Origin of the sequence: Draconibacterium sp. IB214405, assembly GCF_033963885.1 — a bacterium.
Classification (GTDB): domain Bacteria; phylum Bacteroidota; class Bacteroidia; order Bacteroidales; family Prolixibacteraceae; genus Draconibacterium.
In genome coordinates, this window is the sequence record NZ_JAXBMA010000001.1 from 242,902 (window position 1) to 259,595 (window position 16,694).

The 16,694-nt window shown below is 41.7% G+C and carries 13 protein-coding genes; 3 read left to right on the top strand and 10 right to left on the bottom strand.

Annotation, left to right across the window (positions count from 1 at the left end):
- Positions 1-4: 4 nt before the first annotated feature.
- Entirely contained in the window at positions 5-2,278 is a 2,274-nt protein-coding gene (locus tag SLH46_RS00795) for a DUF5916 domain-containing protein (protein WP_320279229.1), read from the bottom strand.
- Between the two features lie 379 nt (positions 2,279-2,657).
- Here SLH46_RS00795 and SLH46_RS00800 point away from each other — a divergent pair, with 379 nt between their 5' ends.
- The gene (locus SLH46_RS00800; protein ID WP_320279230.1) at positions 2,658-3,050 is read left to right on the top strand and encodes a hypothetical protein; all 393 of its coding nucleotides are present in this window, start codon (positions 2,658-2,660) and stop codon (positions 3,048-3,050) included.
- Positions 3,051-3,153: 103 nt separating this feature from the next.
- Here SLH46_RS00800 and efp read toward each other — a convergent pair whose 3' ends face one another.
- The 9 genes from efp to SLH46_RS00845 form a co-directional block, all read right to left on the bottom strand.
- Positions 3,154-3,723: an elongation factor P gene (gene efp, locus SLH46_RS00805; RefSeq protein WP_320279231.1), complete on the bottom strand. Its 570-nt coding sequence runs from the start codon at positions 3,721-3,723 to the stop codon at positions 3,154-3,156.
- 93 nt (positions 3,724-3,816) lie between these two features.
- Positions 3,817-4,551 carry a DUF3108 domain-containing protein gene (locus tag SLH46_RS00810; RefSeq protein ID WP_320279232.1) on the bottom strand — a complete coding sequence of 245 codons (735 nt, stop codon included), beginning with the start codon at positions 4,549-4,551 and terminating at the stop codon, positions 3,817-3,819.
- The gene (gene tsaB / locus SLH46_RS00815; protein ID WP_320279233.1) at positions 4,548-5,261 is read right to left on the bottom strand and encodes a tRNA (adenosine(37)-N6)-threonylcarbamoyltransferase complex dimerization subunit type 1 TsaB; all 714 of its coding nucleotides are present in this window, start codon (positions 5,259-5,261) and stop codon (positions 4,548-4,550) included. Before tsaB ends, SLH46_RS00810 begins: the two co-directional genes overlap by 4 nt.
- 33 nt (positions 5,262-5,294) lie before the next feature.
- Positions 5,295-6,944: a carbamoyltransferase C-terminal domain-containing protein gene (locus tag SLH46_RS00820; RefSeq protein WP_320279234.1), complete on the bottom strand. Its 1,650-nt coding sequence runs from the start codon at positions 6,942-6,944 to the stop codon at positions 5,295-5,297.
- Complete coding sequence (locus tag SLH46_RS00825) at positions 6,944-7,939, bottom strand: DUF6427 family protein (protein WP_320279235.1); 996 nt, start codon at positions 7,937-7,939, stop codon at positions 6,944-6,946. Before SLH46_RS00825 ends, SLH46_RS00820 begins: the two co-directional genes overlap by 1 nt.
- Positions 7,940-8,024: 85 nt before the next feature.
- Entirely contained in the window at positions 8,025-9,293 is a 1,269-nt protein-coding gene (gene purD, locus SLH46_RS00830) for a phosphoribosylamine--glycine ligase (protein WP_320279236.1), read from the bottom strand.
- Positions 9,294-9,329: 36 nt separating this feature from the next.
- The gene (locus SLH46_RS00835) at positions 9,330-12,407 is read right to left on the bottom strand and encodes a DUF2723 domain-containing protein (RefSeq protein WP_320279237.1); all 3,078 of its coding nucleotides are present in this window, start codon (positions 12,405-12,407) and stop codon (positions 9,330-9,332) included.
- A gap of 93 nt (positions 12,408-12,500) precedes the next feature.
- Entirely contained in the window at positions 12,501-13,259 is a 759-nt protein-coding gene (gene pgeF, locus SLH46_RS00840; RefSeq protein WP_320279238.1) for a peptidoglycan editing factor PgeF, read from the bottom strand.
- Positions 13,252-13,929 carry a Crp/Fnr family transcriptional regulator gene (locus tag SLH46_RS00845; RefSeq protein ID WP_320279239.1) on the bottom strand — a complete coding sequence of 226 codons (678 nt, stop codon included), beginning with the start codon at positions 13,927-13,929 and terminating at the stop codon, positions 13,252-13,254. The genes pgeF and SLH46_RS00845 overlap by 8 nt, the downstream gene beginning before the upstream one ends.
- 78 nt (positions 13,930-14,007) lie before the next feature.
- Here SLH46_RS00845 and SLH46_RS00850 point away from each other — a divergent pair, with 78 nt between their 5' ends.
- Positions 14,008-14,889, top strand: a complete 882-nt coding sequence (locus SLH46_RS00850) for an ATP-binding protein (RefSeq protein ID WP_320279240.1) — start codon at positions 14,008-14,010, stop codon at positions 14,887-14,889.
- Positions 14,890-14,967: 78 nt separating this feature from the next.
- Positions 14,968-16,623, top strand: coding sequence for a hydroxylamine reductase (hcp, locus tag SLH46_RS00855; RefSeq protein WP_320279241.1), 1,656 nt, complete (start codon positions 14,968-14,970; stop codon positions 16,621-16,623).
- Positions 16,624-16,694: the final 71 nt, after the last annotated feature.

Below are 16,694 nucleotides of genomic sequence, written 5' to 3' on the forward strand. Positions count from 1 at the left end.
ATGGTTAAAGATTAATCCAGTACGACATTTTTAAAATCAAACCCCTGTTTTTTGAAACCATCCCATCGGGTAAAAAGTTTTCGGTGTAAACCAGGAACAGGTCAGAAACCGGAGCAAATCGCCACTGCAACCTCGAGTTAATGTTGACATTGTCGGCCTGCTGGTTATATTGAATAAAGTTGGTCCAGAAAATTTTCTCTGTGAATGTGAGGTCGATACGCGGTCCCACCAACCAAAATGATCCACTTGGATTTGGATCGGGTAAATCAATTTTATTGTACGAATAGTTCATTGCCAGGCTAAAAATTGGCTTCACCCGGTAGCGAAAAGTTCCCGAAATATTTGTTCCGTTTCCATTATAAAAACCTCCGATTCCGCCCCGGAAAGTAAAAGAAAAATCCTTTCTACTGTTTGACGAATAATTTAGATTCATTTGATTCCAGGTATATTCACTACCGGCAGGCAATGGTTCAGTTCCCGACTTAAATTGCCAGGTCGGATCAAAATCATTAAAAAGTTTTACGTAGGTGTTTTCCCATTCAACACTAACACGACTTGAGTTTAAGAAAGAAATACTATATCCAACCTGCGTGTTTTTGTCTGTAAACTCCCAATTCGTGTCCAGGTAGTAGTTTGACCGGAAATTCGGACCATGCCTGTTGATGGTTTTGCTTTTTGGATAGAAACTGTAGGTAACAAACGGACCAAACGTAATATATCCCGTACGTGGAAAGAATCCCATTTCTGCATTAAAATTTTCTGCTACATATTCGTGGGTCCAGAATGCCATCAACTTCCTGGTATTATATCTTACACTTGTACCATGCGCCCAGTGTTTTGAAGTATGCACCGGATCGTCGGAGTTAAAGTAGTAGAAACTTCCATCCCATTTATCATCGGCCGACAATAAATTGTATTGCAGACCATAAACACGGTTGTATTCATTCTGTGTTCCAAAATCATAACCATCGTCCTGATCTTTCGAGAAATTAATTCCCTGTTTTGCAGCAAAAATTCCTGAAATATTGGAACGTCCAAACACCTGTTTCTTAAAAGAGGCTACAGTATAATTATATGACGGAGTATCGTCATAACCATCATTCATCTGGTGTTTTGTCTGTGCATTTAAAAGCCCTACACGTAACCCGTCTCCCACCTGTCCGCTTAAACGTGCTCCAAAAATCATAGGTGACGACAAGCCTATCCTGCGCGAAAAAAATACCTGCGACTGACGAAAGCCAAAATCGCTGAAAAGATCGCTGTTCTCGATAAAAAACTGGCGTCGTTCGGGGTAAAACAGTTCGAAACGGGTAACATTGGTTTGTTGCCGGTCGACCTCAACAGTTGAGAAATCAGGATTTAAAGTAAGGTCCAGATTCATTGAAGTTGATAATGCCACTTTGCCATCGAAACCTGCATTCCAATCCCAGTCGACATTGTTATTACTAGATAGATCCGCCTGAGTGGCAGAACCCGAAACATAAGGAATAATACTAATATTTGAGCCTGCTTCAGGAGGTGTTCCCTCCCATTTCATTTCTCCTGAATAAGTTAATGATGTAGGCTGATACTGGCGTTTAACAGTGGTCCAGGTTGAACGTTCATTACGTTTCAAATCATTTCGTACAAACTGAATATTCCAGTTACTGATATCATCTGCGTAACGGATCGATTTAAAAGGAATTTTTATTTCAGCTGTCCAGCCTTCATCGGTTTTTTTTGTTTTTGAATACCACACATTATCCCACGAACTTGAAATGGCCATAAAACCACCTCCACCTCCTGTAATCAATCCTTCCATTTGTACACCCAATGGAGTGACTGTAAACGCATAACCATTTGTCAGGTCATCGAACGGGTCAAGTACCAGCATCACATAATCATTATTGCGCTCCATGTAGTCTCTTCGCAGCGACTCAACTACGTAATTTCCTTCCAGCTCGTCGTAACAGGTTATTCCCACATAAAGGTTATTATCGTCGAAAGTAATGCTGGCTTCGGTTTTTGAGAATGCCGTTGTATCATCTGTCGGATACTGCCGGTGAAAATCTTTCGCTTTGTCGGCTGTTTGCCAAACGGCCTCGTCGAGCACGCCGTCGATGGTAATTTCTGCATCAGTTTTGGAAATCTGAAGAGTTTTCTCCGGGATACGTTTTCCTTTTGACCGGGATATTAATGAAAGCTCAAAACGGTCCTGAGCATTAAGTTCGAAGATGGTGATTGTCGCTAAAAGAAGATAAAGCAAGGCTTTTAATCCATAAGTTCTAGTTCGGTTCATTTGGTTTTTTTAGGCCGGAAGTCGTTAGTTTACTTCCTGTTCTTAAAAAATGTAATTACGGTTTTTCCGCTATTCATTTATAATTAATTACAAATGAATAAAGCAGTTAGATTCCCAAAATACCGGAAGGTTTAATCAATTCATAAATCAAACGACAAATAAATGCTATAACAGGATAAATTTTCGGAATTTTCATAGCATTTACAGGCATGCGCAGCCTTGATTCTATCGCAATTAACTGGTTAAAAACCATGCCATTTCGCGCATTGCAAAACTCATAAATTCCCAATCCGTCGATAAAATCGGCCGGTTCTTCTATTTCGTTTTCCCTATTGTTGTTTTAGCCCTAGTTTTGAATCGAACAATTAAATTATATACCATGAAAACAACAGTAAAACAATTAACAACAGCAACATTTATCGCACTCTTTTTAATCGCCATTGGTGTACAGGCACAAGGAACAACAACAAAACATTCGGTTTACAAAGCCACCGAAACAAGTCTGCAACTCGAGGAATGGATGACCGACGAAACAGTTTGGAACACATCAGATATGGAATTTTTTGCCTTGGAAACAGAAACAACACCCGAAGTTGAAGCATGGATGACAGACAATAAAATTTGGGAAGTTAATTCTGACTTTTGTAACGAGCAGGAATCAGCGATGAAAGTAGAAAACTGGATGACAGATTTAGAAACCTGGGATGTACACGAAACACACGCTCATCATGAACTTCATGCCTGGATGAGTGTAAGAAAGCATTGGAAATAAGCAAAACGAACAGAAGACACAGTTTTAGTTAGGTAGTTAGTAAAAAAAGAGGCCGTAGCGGAAATTATTCCGGCAACGGCCTCTTTCTATATAAAAGCTTTTCTTACTGTTTTACACGTTCGCTGTACGAACGATCTGCAGTGCTTACACGAATTACATCGCCTTCGTTAATAAACATTGGCACCATAACTTCAGCACCTGTTTCAACGGTAGCCGGTTTTAATGCAGTTGAACTGGCAGTGTTTCCTTTTTCACCAACAATAGTTTCAGTTACTGTTAACTCAACTTTGTCGGGCATTTCTGCTGTTAACGGCAGCTCTTCCTCTGCATGAAACTGAATTTCAATTACCTGACCTTCTTTCATCAGGTCGTTGTTTTCAACCATTGTTTCAGGAATTGAAATCTGCTCGAAAGTTTCGTTATTCATTACATTTAATCCCATATCATCGCGATAAAGGAATTGGTATGCACGACGCTCAACACGAACGTCATCAACTTTAACACCTGAATTAAATGTATTTTCGATAACCCTTCCGGTTTTTACATTTTTTAGTTTTGTACGTACGAAAGCCGGACCTTTACCCGGTTTCACGTGAAGGAATGATACAATGGTGTAAATTTCACCTTTGAATATGAAACACATTCCGTTTTTAAAGTCTGCTGTAGAAGCCATGATAAATCTTTTTCTTTTTTTAACCGCTGCAAAAATAATTAAATCCGTTAAAAATCAAGCATTTCTAGTTGCTTTTGATTTTTTTACGGAAATCTAGTGCAATGTCTGCTCAACACCATCAATTTTGTAATGTTGAATTACTGCTTTTAAGGACCCCACCCGCATCTCAAATTCAATAAATACAGGTACTTTTTCTTCTTTAGCCAGGTAAAACTTTACACCATCCGATTTTTCCAGGACTTTTCCTTTCCGAACTGTTGGTGTTAACACATGACAGTCTACCTTGCCAACATCAGTTTCGATCTTCTCGTCGTGCAGATATTTAATGGAAACATCAGATATTTTGTCGGCATTTATGGTTGGATAAACCACTGCATCGCCGGGCTGAAGATTCTCGAAAGGATTTTTGTGTACAAAATAAAAGAACACCGAAATCAGGTCGAGCAGATCATCAGGAACAGCACGCCAACCACTTCGGGTGCTGTTAATCGAATCAACGTCGTGGTAAAAAAGTGTTTCGGTATAACGTCGGTAACTGCCCTCTTTAACGTTTCTGATGGTTTTTACGGGTAGTCGTGTTTCGGCATCAACGTAGGTTTCGTAAATATCGTAAACTCCATACAGTTTATTTGCCAGGCCTGTTGTTTTCCCCATCACGTGATAATGAATTGCGGGACGGTCGTTAAAAACCGTATCGCTGATGGTCATTTCGGCCTCTCCTCCTTTTACAAATCCGAATTTTAAATGAAATTTTATCGAGATTTCTTCGGCAGCTAACGATTGTGCTGCAAAGAGGAAAACAATTAGTATGGAGAATAACTTGTTCATTTTAATACTTTATTTTTTGGAATGGTTGCTACAAAATCCTTTAAATAAAAGGGCTCGAAATAAGCAACGTCCTCAAATTCACTTTTGTTGTACTTTATTTCTGCCAGATTTTGCATAAACCGTGCCGTTGTTTTGTCGGGTCCGTTAAACACGGCATTTTCGTGTGTTATTTTATCGCGGCATTTATCGGCACCATTTCCAAAAAATAAGACCTTTTTCTTGTTCAACGAATTTGCAAACGAATTTTCATCTATAATTTCGGCAGTTACCTCGTTCTCCGCATTCCCTTCTTCGTTAAACAAGGCTGTGTAAACCTCCATGCGGCGGGCATCGATCATGGGGCAAAACAAAAGCTCTTCCCCGTCGGCCGATGTATAAAAATCACCAACATTTTTGGCAACATAATGTCCCATGGCTTCAATCGAACCAATCCCAATAAGTGGTTTACCCAATCCGTAACAAAGTCCTTTTGCCACCGACACACCAATACGCAAACCGGTGTACGATCCCGGTCCTTTGCTCACTGCCACCGCATCGATGTTATTGATGTCGAAATTATTTTCACTAAAAAGTTCCTCGATAAAAACAGTCAGTAACTTCGAATGATTTAATCCCTCATCGCTTTCTTTTAGAAAAAGCGTTTTACCATTTTCTGCCAGTGAAACCGAACACACTTCGGTTGATGTTTCAATATTTAAAATAATTGCCATTAGAATCTTTATAACAAACTTTTACAAAAATAGTTAAAGCTGAACAAACTTACCATTGATAACCACTCCGTCGAGCTGCATTTCTTTTGCCGACCGTAACGCATCCTCTTCAGTATGAACGATTGGCTCGCCTCCGGCATTAAATGAAGTATTGATAAGTGCTTTTATACCGTACTTTTCATCTAACCTTTTTAATAAAGCGAATAAAAACGGATTATCTGTTTCTTTTGAAATGGATTGAAATCGTGCCGTCCCGTCGGCATGAATTGCTCCGGCAATTTCCTGTTGTTTTTCGGGCAGAACAGCAAAATCGAGCAACATAAATTTCGCCAGTGAATGAATTTCTGACTGCCCGGTAAAGTATTTTATATTCTCCTCCAAAGCCACAGGCGCCAGCGGACGATACCACTCGCGGCCTTTCTTTTCCATGCTCAGTTTTTTCGACAATTCCTTCGATCCGGCAAATGCCAAAATACTTCGGTTTCCAAGTGCACGCGGCCCGGCTTCTCCAAAGTTGTTGCACACGCCAACCAGCTTTTTTGCAGCCAGTTGATCAGCTATTTCGTTAATCGTTTGTTCCGAAAAATCAGCGTAATAATTTTCAATGCCCCAATTGTTTAAATAGGCTGAATTAACCTCAATTTTCCCGGTTTTTATCCACTCGGCAAAAGCAGCTGCGCCCAGTGCCAGACCCGAATCTTCGGTGCACGGCGGGATAAAAACCTGCTTGAATAAGCCGCTATTTACAATGCGCGTATTAGCTACAATATTTAAAGCCGATCCACCGGTGTAGTATAAATTTTCAGCACTGGTTTCCTGTTGTAGCTCCTGTAGTTTTTTTAGAATTTCCTGGGTGAAAAGCTCCTGCAACGTAGCAGCTACATCCTGAATAAACGGATCTTTTTGGTTAAACGATTTCAGATCGACGCCCCAATCCTTTTTTGCAGCATCAAAAAACACCGATGTTTTTCCCCAAATATCCTGAAAGAAATTGTTGTTTTTCAGCCAATCGCCCAACTCGGGGCGGTAGGTACCAAGTCCTGAAAATCCCATAAATTTCCCCGGAACAGCATTTTGTTCTGGTAATTTTGCTCCAATAATTGCAAACACCAGGGCATTGGCATTAAACAGGGTTGAATACGGTTTTAAATCCCAGTGATATTCCAGCCATTCCAAACGGCCATTTTTATAAACGGCAGCCGAAAAGTTGCTCAAACTGGCCCCACCATCAAAATGTACCAGCAGACTGTTTTCTTTCAAATCTCCAAAAAACGGAAGAGATGAAAACATGTGCGCCATTTCATGATTCAACACCCAGGCTTCTTTTTCTTCGCCAAACCACCAGCATTTTCCTTTCTCCAAACCAGTGGATAATTCCGAATTTAAAGGAGCTTCAAAACGTACTTCTCCGTTTTGTAACAAAAAAGTCCGCCCAACAACATTATCCACAAAAACCAGGTCGTAATCTTTACCCAGTAATTTCTTTTCCTTTAATATCTCCTTTAGATGAATATGAAGTGAATTGTCTCGTTTGCGGCGCGAAATCCGTTCTTGCTGTAGGAACCACTCCACTTTTCCATTGTGCATGAATGCCAGGTTATGATCGTGCACATAAAACGGGTGTTCATAATCGAACCGATCCTGAATACCATAAATCGCTAAAGTGGGCTTGTTTTTGTACATCAGAATAAATCAAATGAAAACTGCATGGAAACGACTATAAGCACTAATAGTATAAAAAGTAATTCGCTCCAAAAGCGGCTTTTCATAAATACAAAGAGATTGGCAATAAGATAGGTTACGGGAATTGACGTTATCACCAGCATTTCCTGCGATGTAACCGGAATGAAAGTAAAACTTGCCAGTGAAAAAATAAAGATCCAGAAAAATACGGTGAAGTATTTTCGCGAACTTACCTTTTTAGTATCGTACTGTTTAAACATCCCAATACTTCCGGTAATGGTAAAAAGAATGAGTGTAGCCAGGTATACCTGTAAAGGAATATTTGAACGAAAATGGGAAACAGGAGTGACGATGTTTTGCTCCAAAATGGTAACTGTACCAATAAAGTGGTCGCCTAAAACGGCAAAGGCCGATGCAAAAACAAAGGGCAGCAAAAATCCGAGAAATAAAGTAACATATTCGCGCCATCCGGTTTCGCGGCCAAGCAATGCAATTGCAATTACAAAAGCAGGTACGAAAACCACGAGATTGAAATAAAAGAGCGCTCCAACTCCCAATATAAATCCAACATCGAATGTAGAAGAATAGGCCCTTTTTGTTTCGTACACGGCAAACAGCCGATCAACAGCAAAAAGTATAAAAATGGCACCAAAATATACCGGGTGCAGGGTGTGCATGGGTACAAAACCACCAACAATTACAGCAAATAACAAAGCCGGCAGTTTACTCTTTATGCGAATAAACATGTACCGGTCGTTTACCAGCTGCACCAGGTAGGCCAGAATTATCGTCAGAAAAATCCCAATGATAACCTGAATCATCGGTTTGCCGTCAACCAGGACATAAATGAATTTAAAAAGAAAGTTTTGCTGCTCGCCCGGAAAATAGTCGTAAGCAAACGGATGCTGCAAACTCTTCAACCAGAATGCCAGTGTTACCAAGGGCACCAGAATCAGACTTACAGAATTGTTTGACTTAAGCTTTTTTAATATCATGCCATTTTGCTTCTCAACTATTCAGAGTTTTAGGAGATCCGGGACTTTGAACCTCCCTCCAAAATAAGTATTTATGGGGTTCCGACTATAAGTCGAAACCCAGATCTTTACGGTAATATTTTCCTTCGAAATCGATTTTAGCAGCGTTTTTGAATGAAGTTGCCAACGCATCTTTCATGTCGCTACCGTACGAACTAACCGAAATTACACGTCCACCTGCAGTCACAACATCATCACCTGCTTGTTTTGTTCCGGCATGGAAAACGATACTGTCGCTTACATTTTCGGTTCCGGTAATTACTTTCCCTTTTTCGTAATCGCCTGGATATCCACCCGACACCAACATCACGGTAACGGCAGCACGGTCATCGAATTCAATTTCTTTTTCACCCAGTGTTCCTGTTGCAGCACCATCCAATAACTCAACGAAGTCTGATTTTACACGCAACATTACGGCCTCCGTTTCCGGGTCGCCCATACGAACGTTGTATTCGATTACATACGGTTCGTTGTTTACGTTTATCAATCCGAAGAAGATAAATCCGCAGTAATCGATGCCGTCTTTTGCCAAACCGGAAACCGTAGGAGCAATAATTTGCTTTTCTACTTTATCCATAAATTCGGCATCGGCAAATGGCACAGGAGTAATTGCTCCCATTCCTCCGGTATTTAATCCGGTATCTCCTTCGCCAATTCGTTTATAATCTTTTGCTTCAGGAAGGATTTTATAGTCTTTTCCATCGGTAAGAACAAATACCGAAACTTCCACTCCGCTCAAAAACTCTTCGATAACCACTTTGCTGCTGGCTTCGCCAAACTGCCCGTCGAGCATTACTTTTAGCGAGTTTTGTGCTTCCTCCAGCGAGTCGATGATCAACACACCTTTTCCGGCAGCCAAACCATCGGCTTTCAGCACGTAAGGCGCTGTCATTGTAGTTAGAAATTCAATTCCTTTATCAATATTTTCAGGAGTAACAGTAAAATATTTTGCAGTAGGAATAGCATGGCGATCCATAAACGCTTTTGCGAAATCCTTGCTTCCTTCCAGTTCGGCACCTGCCTTTTTCGGACCCACAACTTTTACCGAAGCCAACTCAGGATCAGCAGCAAAAAAGTCGCTTAATCCTTCTACCAAAGGAACTTCCGGTCCTACCAGCATCAGGTCGATATTGTTCTCGAGCACAAGTGTTTTTATTTTTTGAAAATCAGAAACACCTGCATCCAGGTTGGTTCCCAATTCCGATGTACCCGCGTTTCCGGGTGCAAAAAATAAATTCTCAACTTTATCGCTTTGTTTAATTTTCCATCCCAAAGCGTGTTCTCTTCCTCCTGATCCTACAATTAAAATATTCATCTGTATACTGCTAATTAATTTTCTAAAATTTTACTGCTACATGTTATTATAGCGTTCGAAATAACTTTGTAAGCTCGCTCCTATTTGTTCTGCCAACTCAGCGTTTCCGGCATTGTGAGCCGAGCGTTGCATTTTTTGTAAATAGAACATATTTCGCTGAATTTCATCGCCGATACTCACCAGATATTTAGGTTGCATCGAGAAGTAATAATTCAGTTCATCGTTAAAAATACCATAAGCCGTTTCAATCATTTCCAGCCCTTTTTCGTTGGCACCTGCACTGATGTAACTATCGGCCAGTTCCATGGCAAAATACTCGTACGGCACGGCGCTGTTCGGAATTAACTCGTTACAACGATCGATTACAGCAATGGCTGAATCCATTTTACCCTCTTCAACCAACGCCGATGCCAGACGGTTAAAGCTGTTTCTGATGTTGGTCATCATGCGGGTGTTGGTTTCGTCGAGATAAACATGCGGATCGTTCATATTTCCCCAGCTGAAATTATTCATCAGGTTATTGTACATGATCTCGGTATTTACCCGGCCAAATTTCAACTCCTGAGGATTACTTTGGGTTTTAATCGGTACCAGTCGGAATGCAAAACCTTCCACCTGGAAATAGTCGCTTAAATTCATGTATTTGCTGCGGCCAACTGTGATCGACCAGTAAATTGGGCGCTCCCAATCGTTGTTAGCCAGCATATCAAGAATCATCATCTCATCTTTCGACAACATGTTTTTTCCTGACAGATCGATCACAATCTCATCAACAATTTTATCGTAATCTTCGGGCGCAACCACCTTGTTTCTGATAACCGCTTCTTTATCAACTTTAAAGTGAATTTTCTTTTTCGGAAGATAAGATGCATTGTCGGCCTGCGAAAGTTTCGTTGCAGGATTTTCGTTGGCAATAAATTCAACCGCTTCATCCAGTCCAACATAATCGCGTTTTATGCGCGAATCATCAAGCAGATAAACCGCATCGCGTGTTCCCAAACGGTATTGATCGGATTTTAAAGAGAACTCGATTGGCTCTGAATCGTAAGCTATTCTTCGCATCTGATCAATATACCAGTCGGTTTGCAGATAACTTAGATTACAAACACGAACATCGGTGCGAACACCTTCCACTTCCTGGTTATACCACAGCGGGAAAGTATCGTTATCTCCGTTGGTAAATATCACTGAATTGGGTTGACATGTTTTTAGGTAATTGGCTCCAAAATCGCGGGCAGTATAACGTCCCGAGCGATCGTGATCGTCCCAGTTTTGTGCACCCATAATTCCCGGAACCAGAATAAGTGCTGCCAGTCCGGCAATTCCTCCGGCAACCGTTTCAGGTATATATTTTTTCAGCGCCTCCGAAATTGCGAGTACACCCAAACCAATCCAAATGGCAAAAGCATAAAACGATCCGGCATAGGCATAATCGCGTTCGCGCGGCTGGTGCGGATACTGGTTCAAGTAAATTACAATTGCCAGTCCGGTTAACACAAACAACAAGAATACCACCCAAAGTCCTTTTTTTCCTTCTTTCCCGCGGTTGTACTGGAAAAAGATACCCAATATTCCGAGCAGCAAGGGTAAAAAGTAGTAAGTATTTCGGGCTTTGTTATTCGCCAGTTTTTCAGGTAAATTATCCTGGTCGCCCAAAAAGGCTTCATCGATAAACTTAATACCGCTTAACCAGTTTCCGTGCAACACGTTTCCGTGTCCCTGAATATCGTTTTGGCGCCCAACAAAGTTCCACATAAAATAGCGCCAGTACATGTGATTAACCTGGTACGAAAAGAAAAAACGCAGGTTTTCACCCATGGTAGGTTTTACAATCACCTCATTCTCGCCGCGGTCGTTGCGGTGCTGAATACGTGTTCCTTTTATATTCGCCCACTGCTGGTAATCCTGAGCATGTTGTGGATCCATCGAACTCCACATACGCGGGAATATCGTAGTAAATTTCTCGTCGTAGTTTGGATTAAATCGATTGTAGGTTATTACGTATTTCCCGTCGATTTGCGAGTAAACCGGGCTACCTTCCGAAAAACGGTCTCCTGTTTTATAGGGCGAATTATAGTATTGTCCTTTAAACAACGGACGCGATCCGTATTGTTCGCGGTTCAGGTAACTCAACAGCGAAAACATATTGTTCGGGCTGTTTTGATCCATTGGCGGCTGCGCCGATGAACGAACAATAATCACTGCAAACGAGGAGTAACCAATAAGAATTACCGCAATGCCGAGCAAAACGGTATTCCATACCACTATATTCTTTCTGTGGGTATAATAAATACCAAATGCAATGGCTGCAATTACCAGCACTACGTAGAAGAAAACTCCAGAGTGATAAGGTAAACCAAAACCATTTACGAACATCAACTCAAACCACGAAGCGATTTTTACAAATCCCGGAATAATACCATACATCACACCTCCAAGTACAACCACCGAGGCTATCAAAGCCCAAATAATTCCTTTTCGGGTTACTTCGTATTTTCTGAAATAATAAACAAAAACAATGGCCGGAATCGCCAGTAAGTTCAGCAAGTGAACTCCGATTGACAAGCCAATTACATAGGCAATAAATATCAGCCAGCGATTGGCATACGGTTCGTCGGCAACGTTTTCCCACTTTAATATGGCCCAGAAAACCACTGCTGTTAACAGCGATGAACTGGCGTAAACCTCGCCTTCAACGGCCGAAAACCAAAAGGTATCGGAAAAAGTATATGCCAGCGCACCAACCAAACCTGCGGCGGTAATGGAAATGGTTTGTCCCAGCGAAATTTCTTCGGCTTTTACCACCAGCTTTTTTGCCAGGTGGGTGATGGTCCAGAACAAGAACATGATAGTTCCGGCACTGGCCAGTGCAGACATAATATTTACCATTTTTGCTGCTCCTTCAGCTCCGGCAAAAAGGGTAAAAAAGCGGCCAATTATCATAAAGATCGGTGCACCCGGCGGGTGACCTACTTCAAATTTAAACGCTGTTGTAATAAATTCGCCACAGTCCCAAAAACTTACAGTGGGCTCAATGGTCATTAAATAAACAATGGCTGCAATTACAAAACTAACCCAGCCAAAAACGATATTAAACAATCTGTATTGCTTCATTTTCAAATGATTTCTGAAAGCGTAAAAGTTCGAAATTTTTAATCCTTGCGAAGATAAGGCTTTTGCTGAAAACTCAGAAAGTTGTGGGGCAATTTAAGCCTTATTAACGCGAGTTTGAGGTTTTAGCATTATCCCCGACACCATTCTGCCTGTATTAACCCCGTCCCGTCGTGCCGAATAGTACTTTTCGTCTTCCGAAAACGAACATGCTCCGAGCACCTCAATATTTTGTGCAGGCACTCCGTTTTTCAACAACAACTGCCGGTTGGCTTCCCAAAGATTAAAATGAGTTTTGCCCGTGCCATTTTTGCGAAGAGTTAATTCAACATTGGGGATCGATTCTCTTGCGGCATTAACCACCTCATCGCCCACTTCGTATATTTCAGAACTTATAGACGGACCGATTGCGGCAACTATATTTTCGGTAGAAGCACCGTAATTTGTCATTTTTACAAGCGCCTTTTCAACAATTCCACCAACGGTTCCCCGCCATCCGGCATGTATGGCAGCAACGACTTTTGCTTCCGGATCGAACAACAAAACCGGTACACAGTCGGCAGTTTGTACACACAAACACAATTCGGATTGACTGGTAACCAGTGCATCAGTTTCTGAAATTACCTTGTCGGGAACCTCGTTCACATCTACGACACAGCTGCTGTGTGTTTGATCGGGATAAACCATTTGCCCAACTTCCAAAGCCAGCGCGTTGGCCAATTTTGCTTTATTCTCAGGAACATTGCTGTACCTGATATTCTCTATTGGCAAAGTGCTTTTAGTGGTAGTAAAAGCACAAAGATTTGTAAAAGGTTCGAAAATATTGTAGCGGATCAAATCCGGTTTTTTATCCATTCTTCAGTAAATTATTCAGTCCCTGCTTGTCGAGCAAAGTAACCGTTTTCTTTTCAATTTTAATCAGGTTCTCGCTTTGCATTTCGCCAAGCACACGTGCCAGCGAAGGTCGTGTAACCCCAAACAATTCGGCCAGTTGCTGCTGTGTATTTTTTAGCTCGAACGAATGAAACCTGTCGCCGGCTTGCTGAAGCAAAAAATGCGCAACCTTTTCTTTTATGGTTTTAAAACTCAGAAAATGTAATTTCTGCGATAAAAACTGTGCCCGTGTAGAAATACTGTTCAGGTAATTTCGCAGCAGATTGGTGTTCAACTGCAACAGTTTTAAAAACTCGGCAACAGGAATCGCAAGCAATTCGGCTTTGTTATTAGCCGTTACTGTTACCGGAAATTTATTCTCTTTACCAAACAAAAAAGCAGCTGCCAATGGGCGCGGCGCTTCAATGTCTTCAATCTTCACCGTTTTACCGGAATAGTCGATCATTTCGCCCCGAACACTTCCCGAAACCACAATCAACAAACTTTTCACCTCTTCGCCACCTTGAACAACAATTTCGTCTTTGCCGAATTTGCGTACCTGGTAATGAATCTTTGAAAATAATGCTTTACATTCCTCTTCCGGGATACCTCTAAAAAGAGGGCTTTTTGCGATTAAAGAATAATCCTTCATTTTGTAACAATTGGTACATTTTGCCAAACGCCGGTGGCTTACTTTTGTTGCGTAAACTTAAAGAAAAGAACAAGAAAGATGATACGAGAGATAATTAAAATTGACGAAGATTTGTGTAACGGATGCGGAATTTGTGTTCCGAACTGTCACGAAGGAGCGCTGCAGATAATTGACGGAAAAGCACGTCTGATCAGCGAGTTAATGTGCGATGGTCTGGGCGCTTGTATTGGACATTGTCCCGAAGGAGCAATTACTATTGAAGAGCGCGAAGCCGATGCTTACGACGAAATTGCCACTATCTCGCAAATGGTAAAACAAGGAAAAGCCACCATGTTTGCCCATTTAAAACATTTGCAGGACCACAACGAAACCGGCTATTTACAGCAGGCCCTTGGTTTTATTAAAGCCAATCGCGAGGCCATGCCTTTCGAAATCAGCGAAGTACACGAGCTGCTTCACGGAGCCAAAGAAGAAAAAGCTTCAGGTGGTGGTTGCACTACTGGCGGATGTCCGGGATCAGCACCAATGTCGTTTGATGCAGGTGGTTTAAAAATGGCCGCTCCGGCAACAGAAACACCATCGGAACTTACGCAGTGGCCGGTGCAAATGCATTTGATCAATCCGGCAGCCAGTTATTTTAAAGGCGCCGATCTATTGGTCGCAGCCGACTGCGCCGGTTTTGCTTACGGCAACTTCCACAACGACTTTATTAAGGGCCGTAAAATGGTAATTGCCTGCCCAAAACTCGATAACAGCACCGACACCTACATTTATAAATTAATGCAACTAATTGAGGAAGCCAAAGTGAACACCATCACTGTGGTAATTATGGAGGTTCCATGTTGTGGCGGATTGTCGCAAATGGTAACCCGCGCCACTCAAATGGCATCGCGAAAAGTACCCGTTAAAGAAGTTGTAATCGGAATAAAAGGGGATGTTCTTTCTGAAGAATGGATTTAAGATACCTAATTAAGTTGTGATAAAACCAGGGCCCTCGTTCACCCAAATTCGAAGAATTAATCATTTAAAAATATTGTAATGAGCATGTTTTGTTTTCAATGTCAGGAAGCAGCCAAAGGAACCGGTTGCACCATAGCAGGAGTTTGCGGAAAAACCAGTGATGTAGCAAATCTACAGGATACTTTATTGTTTGTTCTGAAAGGCGTTAGCTGGTATAACGAAAAATTAAGAGCAGTTGGTGCCAACCCTAAAAAAGTTGACAAATTCGTTTTCGACGGTTTGTTCAGCACCATCACCAACGCCAATTTTGATGCTGCAGTGTTTACCAAACGCATCATTAAAGCACTCCAGCTGAGAAACGAATTGCACGTATTGAGCAAGGAAGCAGGTGTTGTTTTACCCGAAGAACTTCCGGCCATTGCCACCTGGACAGGAAACACAACAGAAGAGTTTGAAGCAAAAGCTGAGGAAGTTGGTGTACTGAGTAATGAAAACGAAGACATCCGCTCGTTACGCGAGTTGATCATTTACGGCGTAAAAGGATTAGCGGCTTATGCTGAACATGCTTACAATTTAGATAGCCGGAAAGATGAGATTTTTGCTTTTATGCAACGTGCATTGGTTGCCACCACCGAAGATTTGAGTGTTGACGAATTGGTTGCCTTAACATTGGAAACCGGAAAATTCGGAGTTGATGTAATGGCCTTATTGGATGCAGCCAACACAGGTTCTTACGGAAATCCGGAAGCTACAAAAGTAAATATTGGCGTTCGCAATAATCCGGCAATTCTTATTTCAGGTCACGACTTGAAAGACATGGAGGAGTTGCTGAAACAAACTGAAGGAACCGGAGTTGACGTTTACACACACAGCGAAATGTTGCCGGCTCACTACTATCCGGCTTTCAAAAAATACGATCACCTGGTGGGTAATTACGGAAATGCATGGTGGAAACAGAATACCGAATTCGAAAGTTTTAACGGACCAATTCTGTTTACGACCAACTGTATTGTTCCGCCAAAATCGTCGGCAACTTACACCGACCGTATTTATACAACCGGCGCATCAGGTCTTAACGGAGCCATCCACATTCCGGATCGCGAAGATGGTAAAATGAAAGATTTTAGTGCGATTATCGAGCACGCTAAAAAATGTGCCGCACCTCAGGAAATTGAGACAGGAGAGATCGTTGGTGGTTTTGCACACGCACAAGTATTTGCACTGGCCGATAAAATTGTTGACGCCGTAAAATCGGGTGCTATCAAAAAATTCTTTGTAATGGCCGGTTGCGACGGGCGTATGAAAAGCCGCGATTATTACACACAATTTGCCGAGCAACTGCCACAAGACACGGTGATTCTTACCGCCGGATGTGCAAAATACCGATACAACAAATTGCCTTTGGGCGATATCGGCGGCATTCCACGCGTAATCGATGCCGGACAGTGTAACGATTCCTACTCGCTGGCGGTTATTGCTTTAAAATTAAAAGAGGTATTCGAATTGAATGATATTAATGAGTTACCAATTGCCTACAACATTGCCTGGTACGAGCAAAAAGCAGTTATTGTATTGCTGGCACTGTTACACTTAGGCGTAAAAAATATTCACCTTGGACCGACACTTCCTGCATTCCTTTCGCCAAATGTTGCTAATGTATTGGTTGAAAACTTTGGAATTGGTGGTATTACTGAGGTTGAAAAAGATTTGGAATTATTTATGACAGTAGCATAAAAGTTGAAGAGAGAGAGGGACAGACCTTAAACAAGAGGACAGATTGGTTGAGGTTTTACAATGGCATCCGC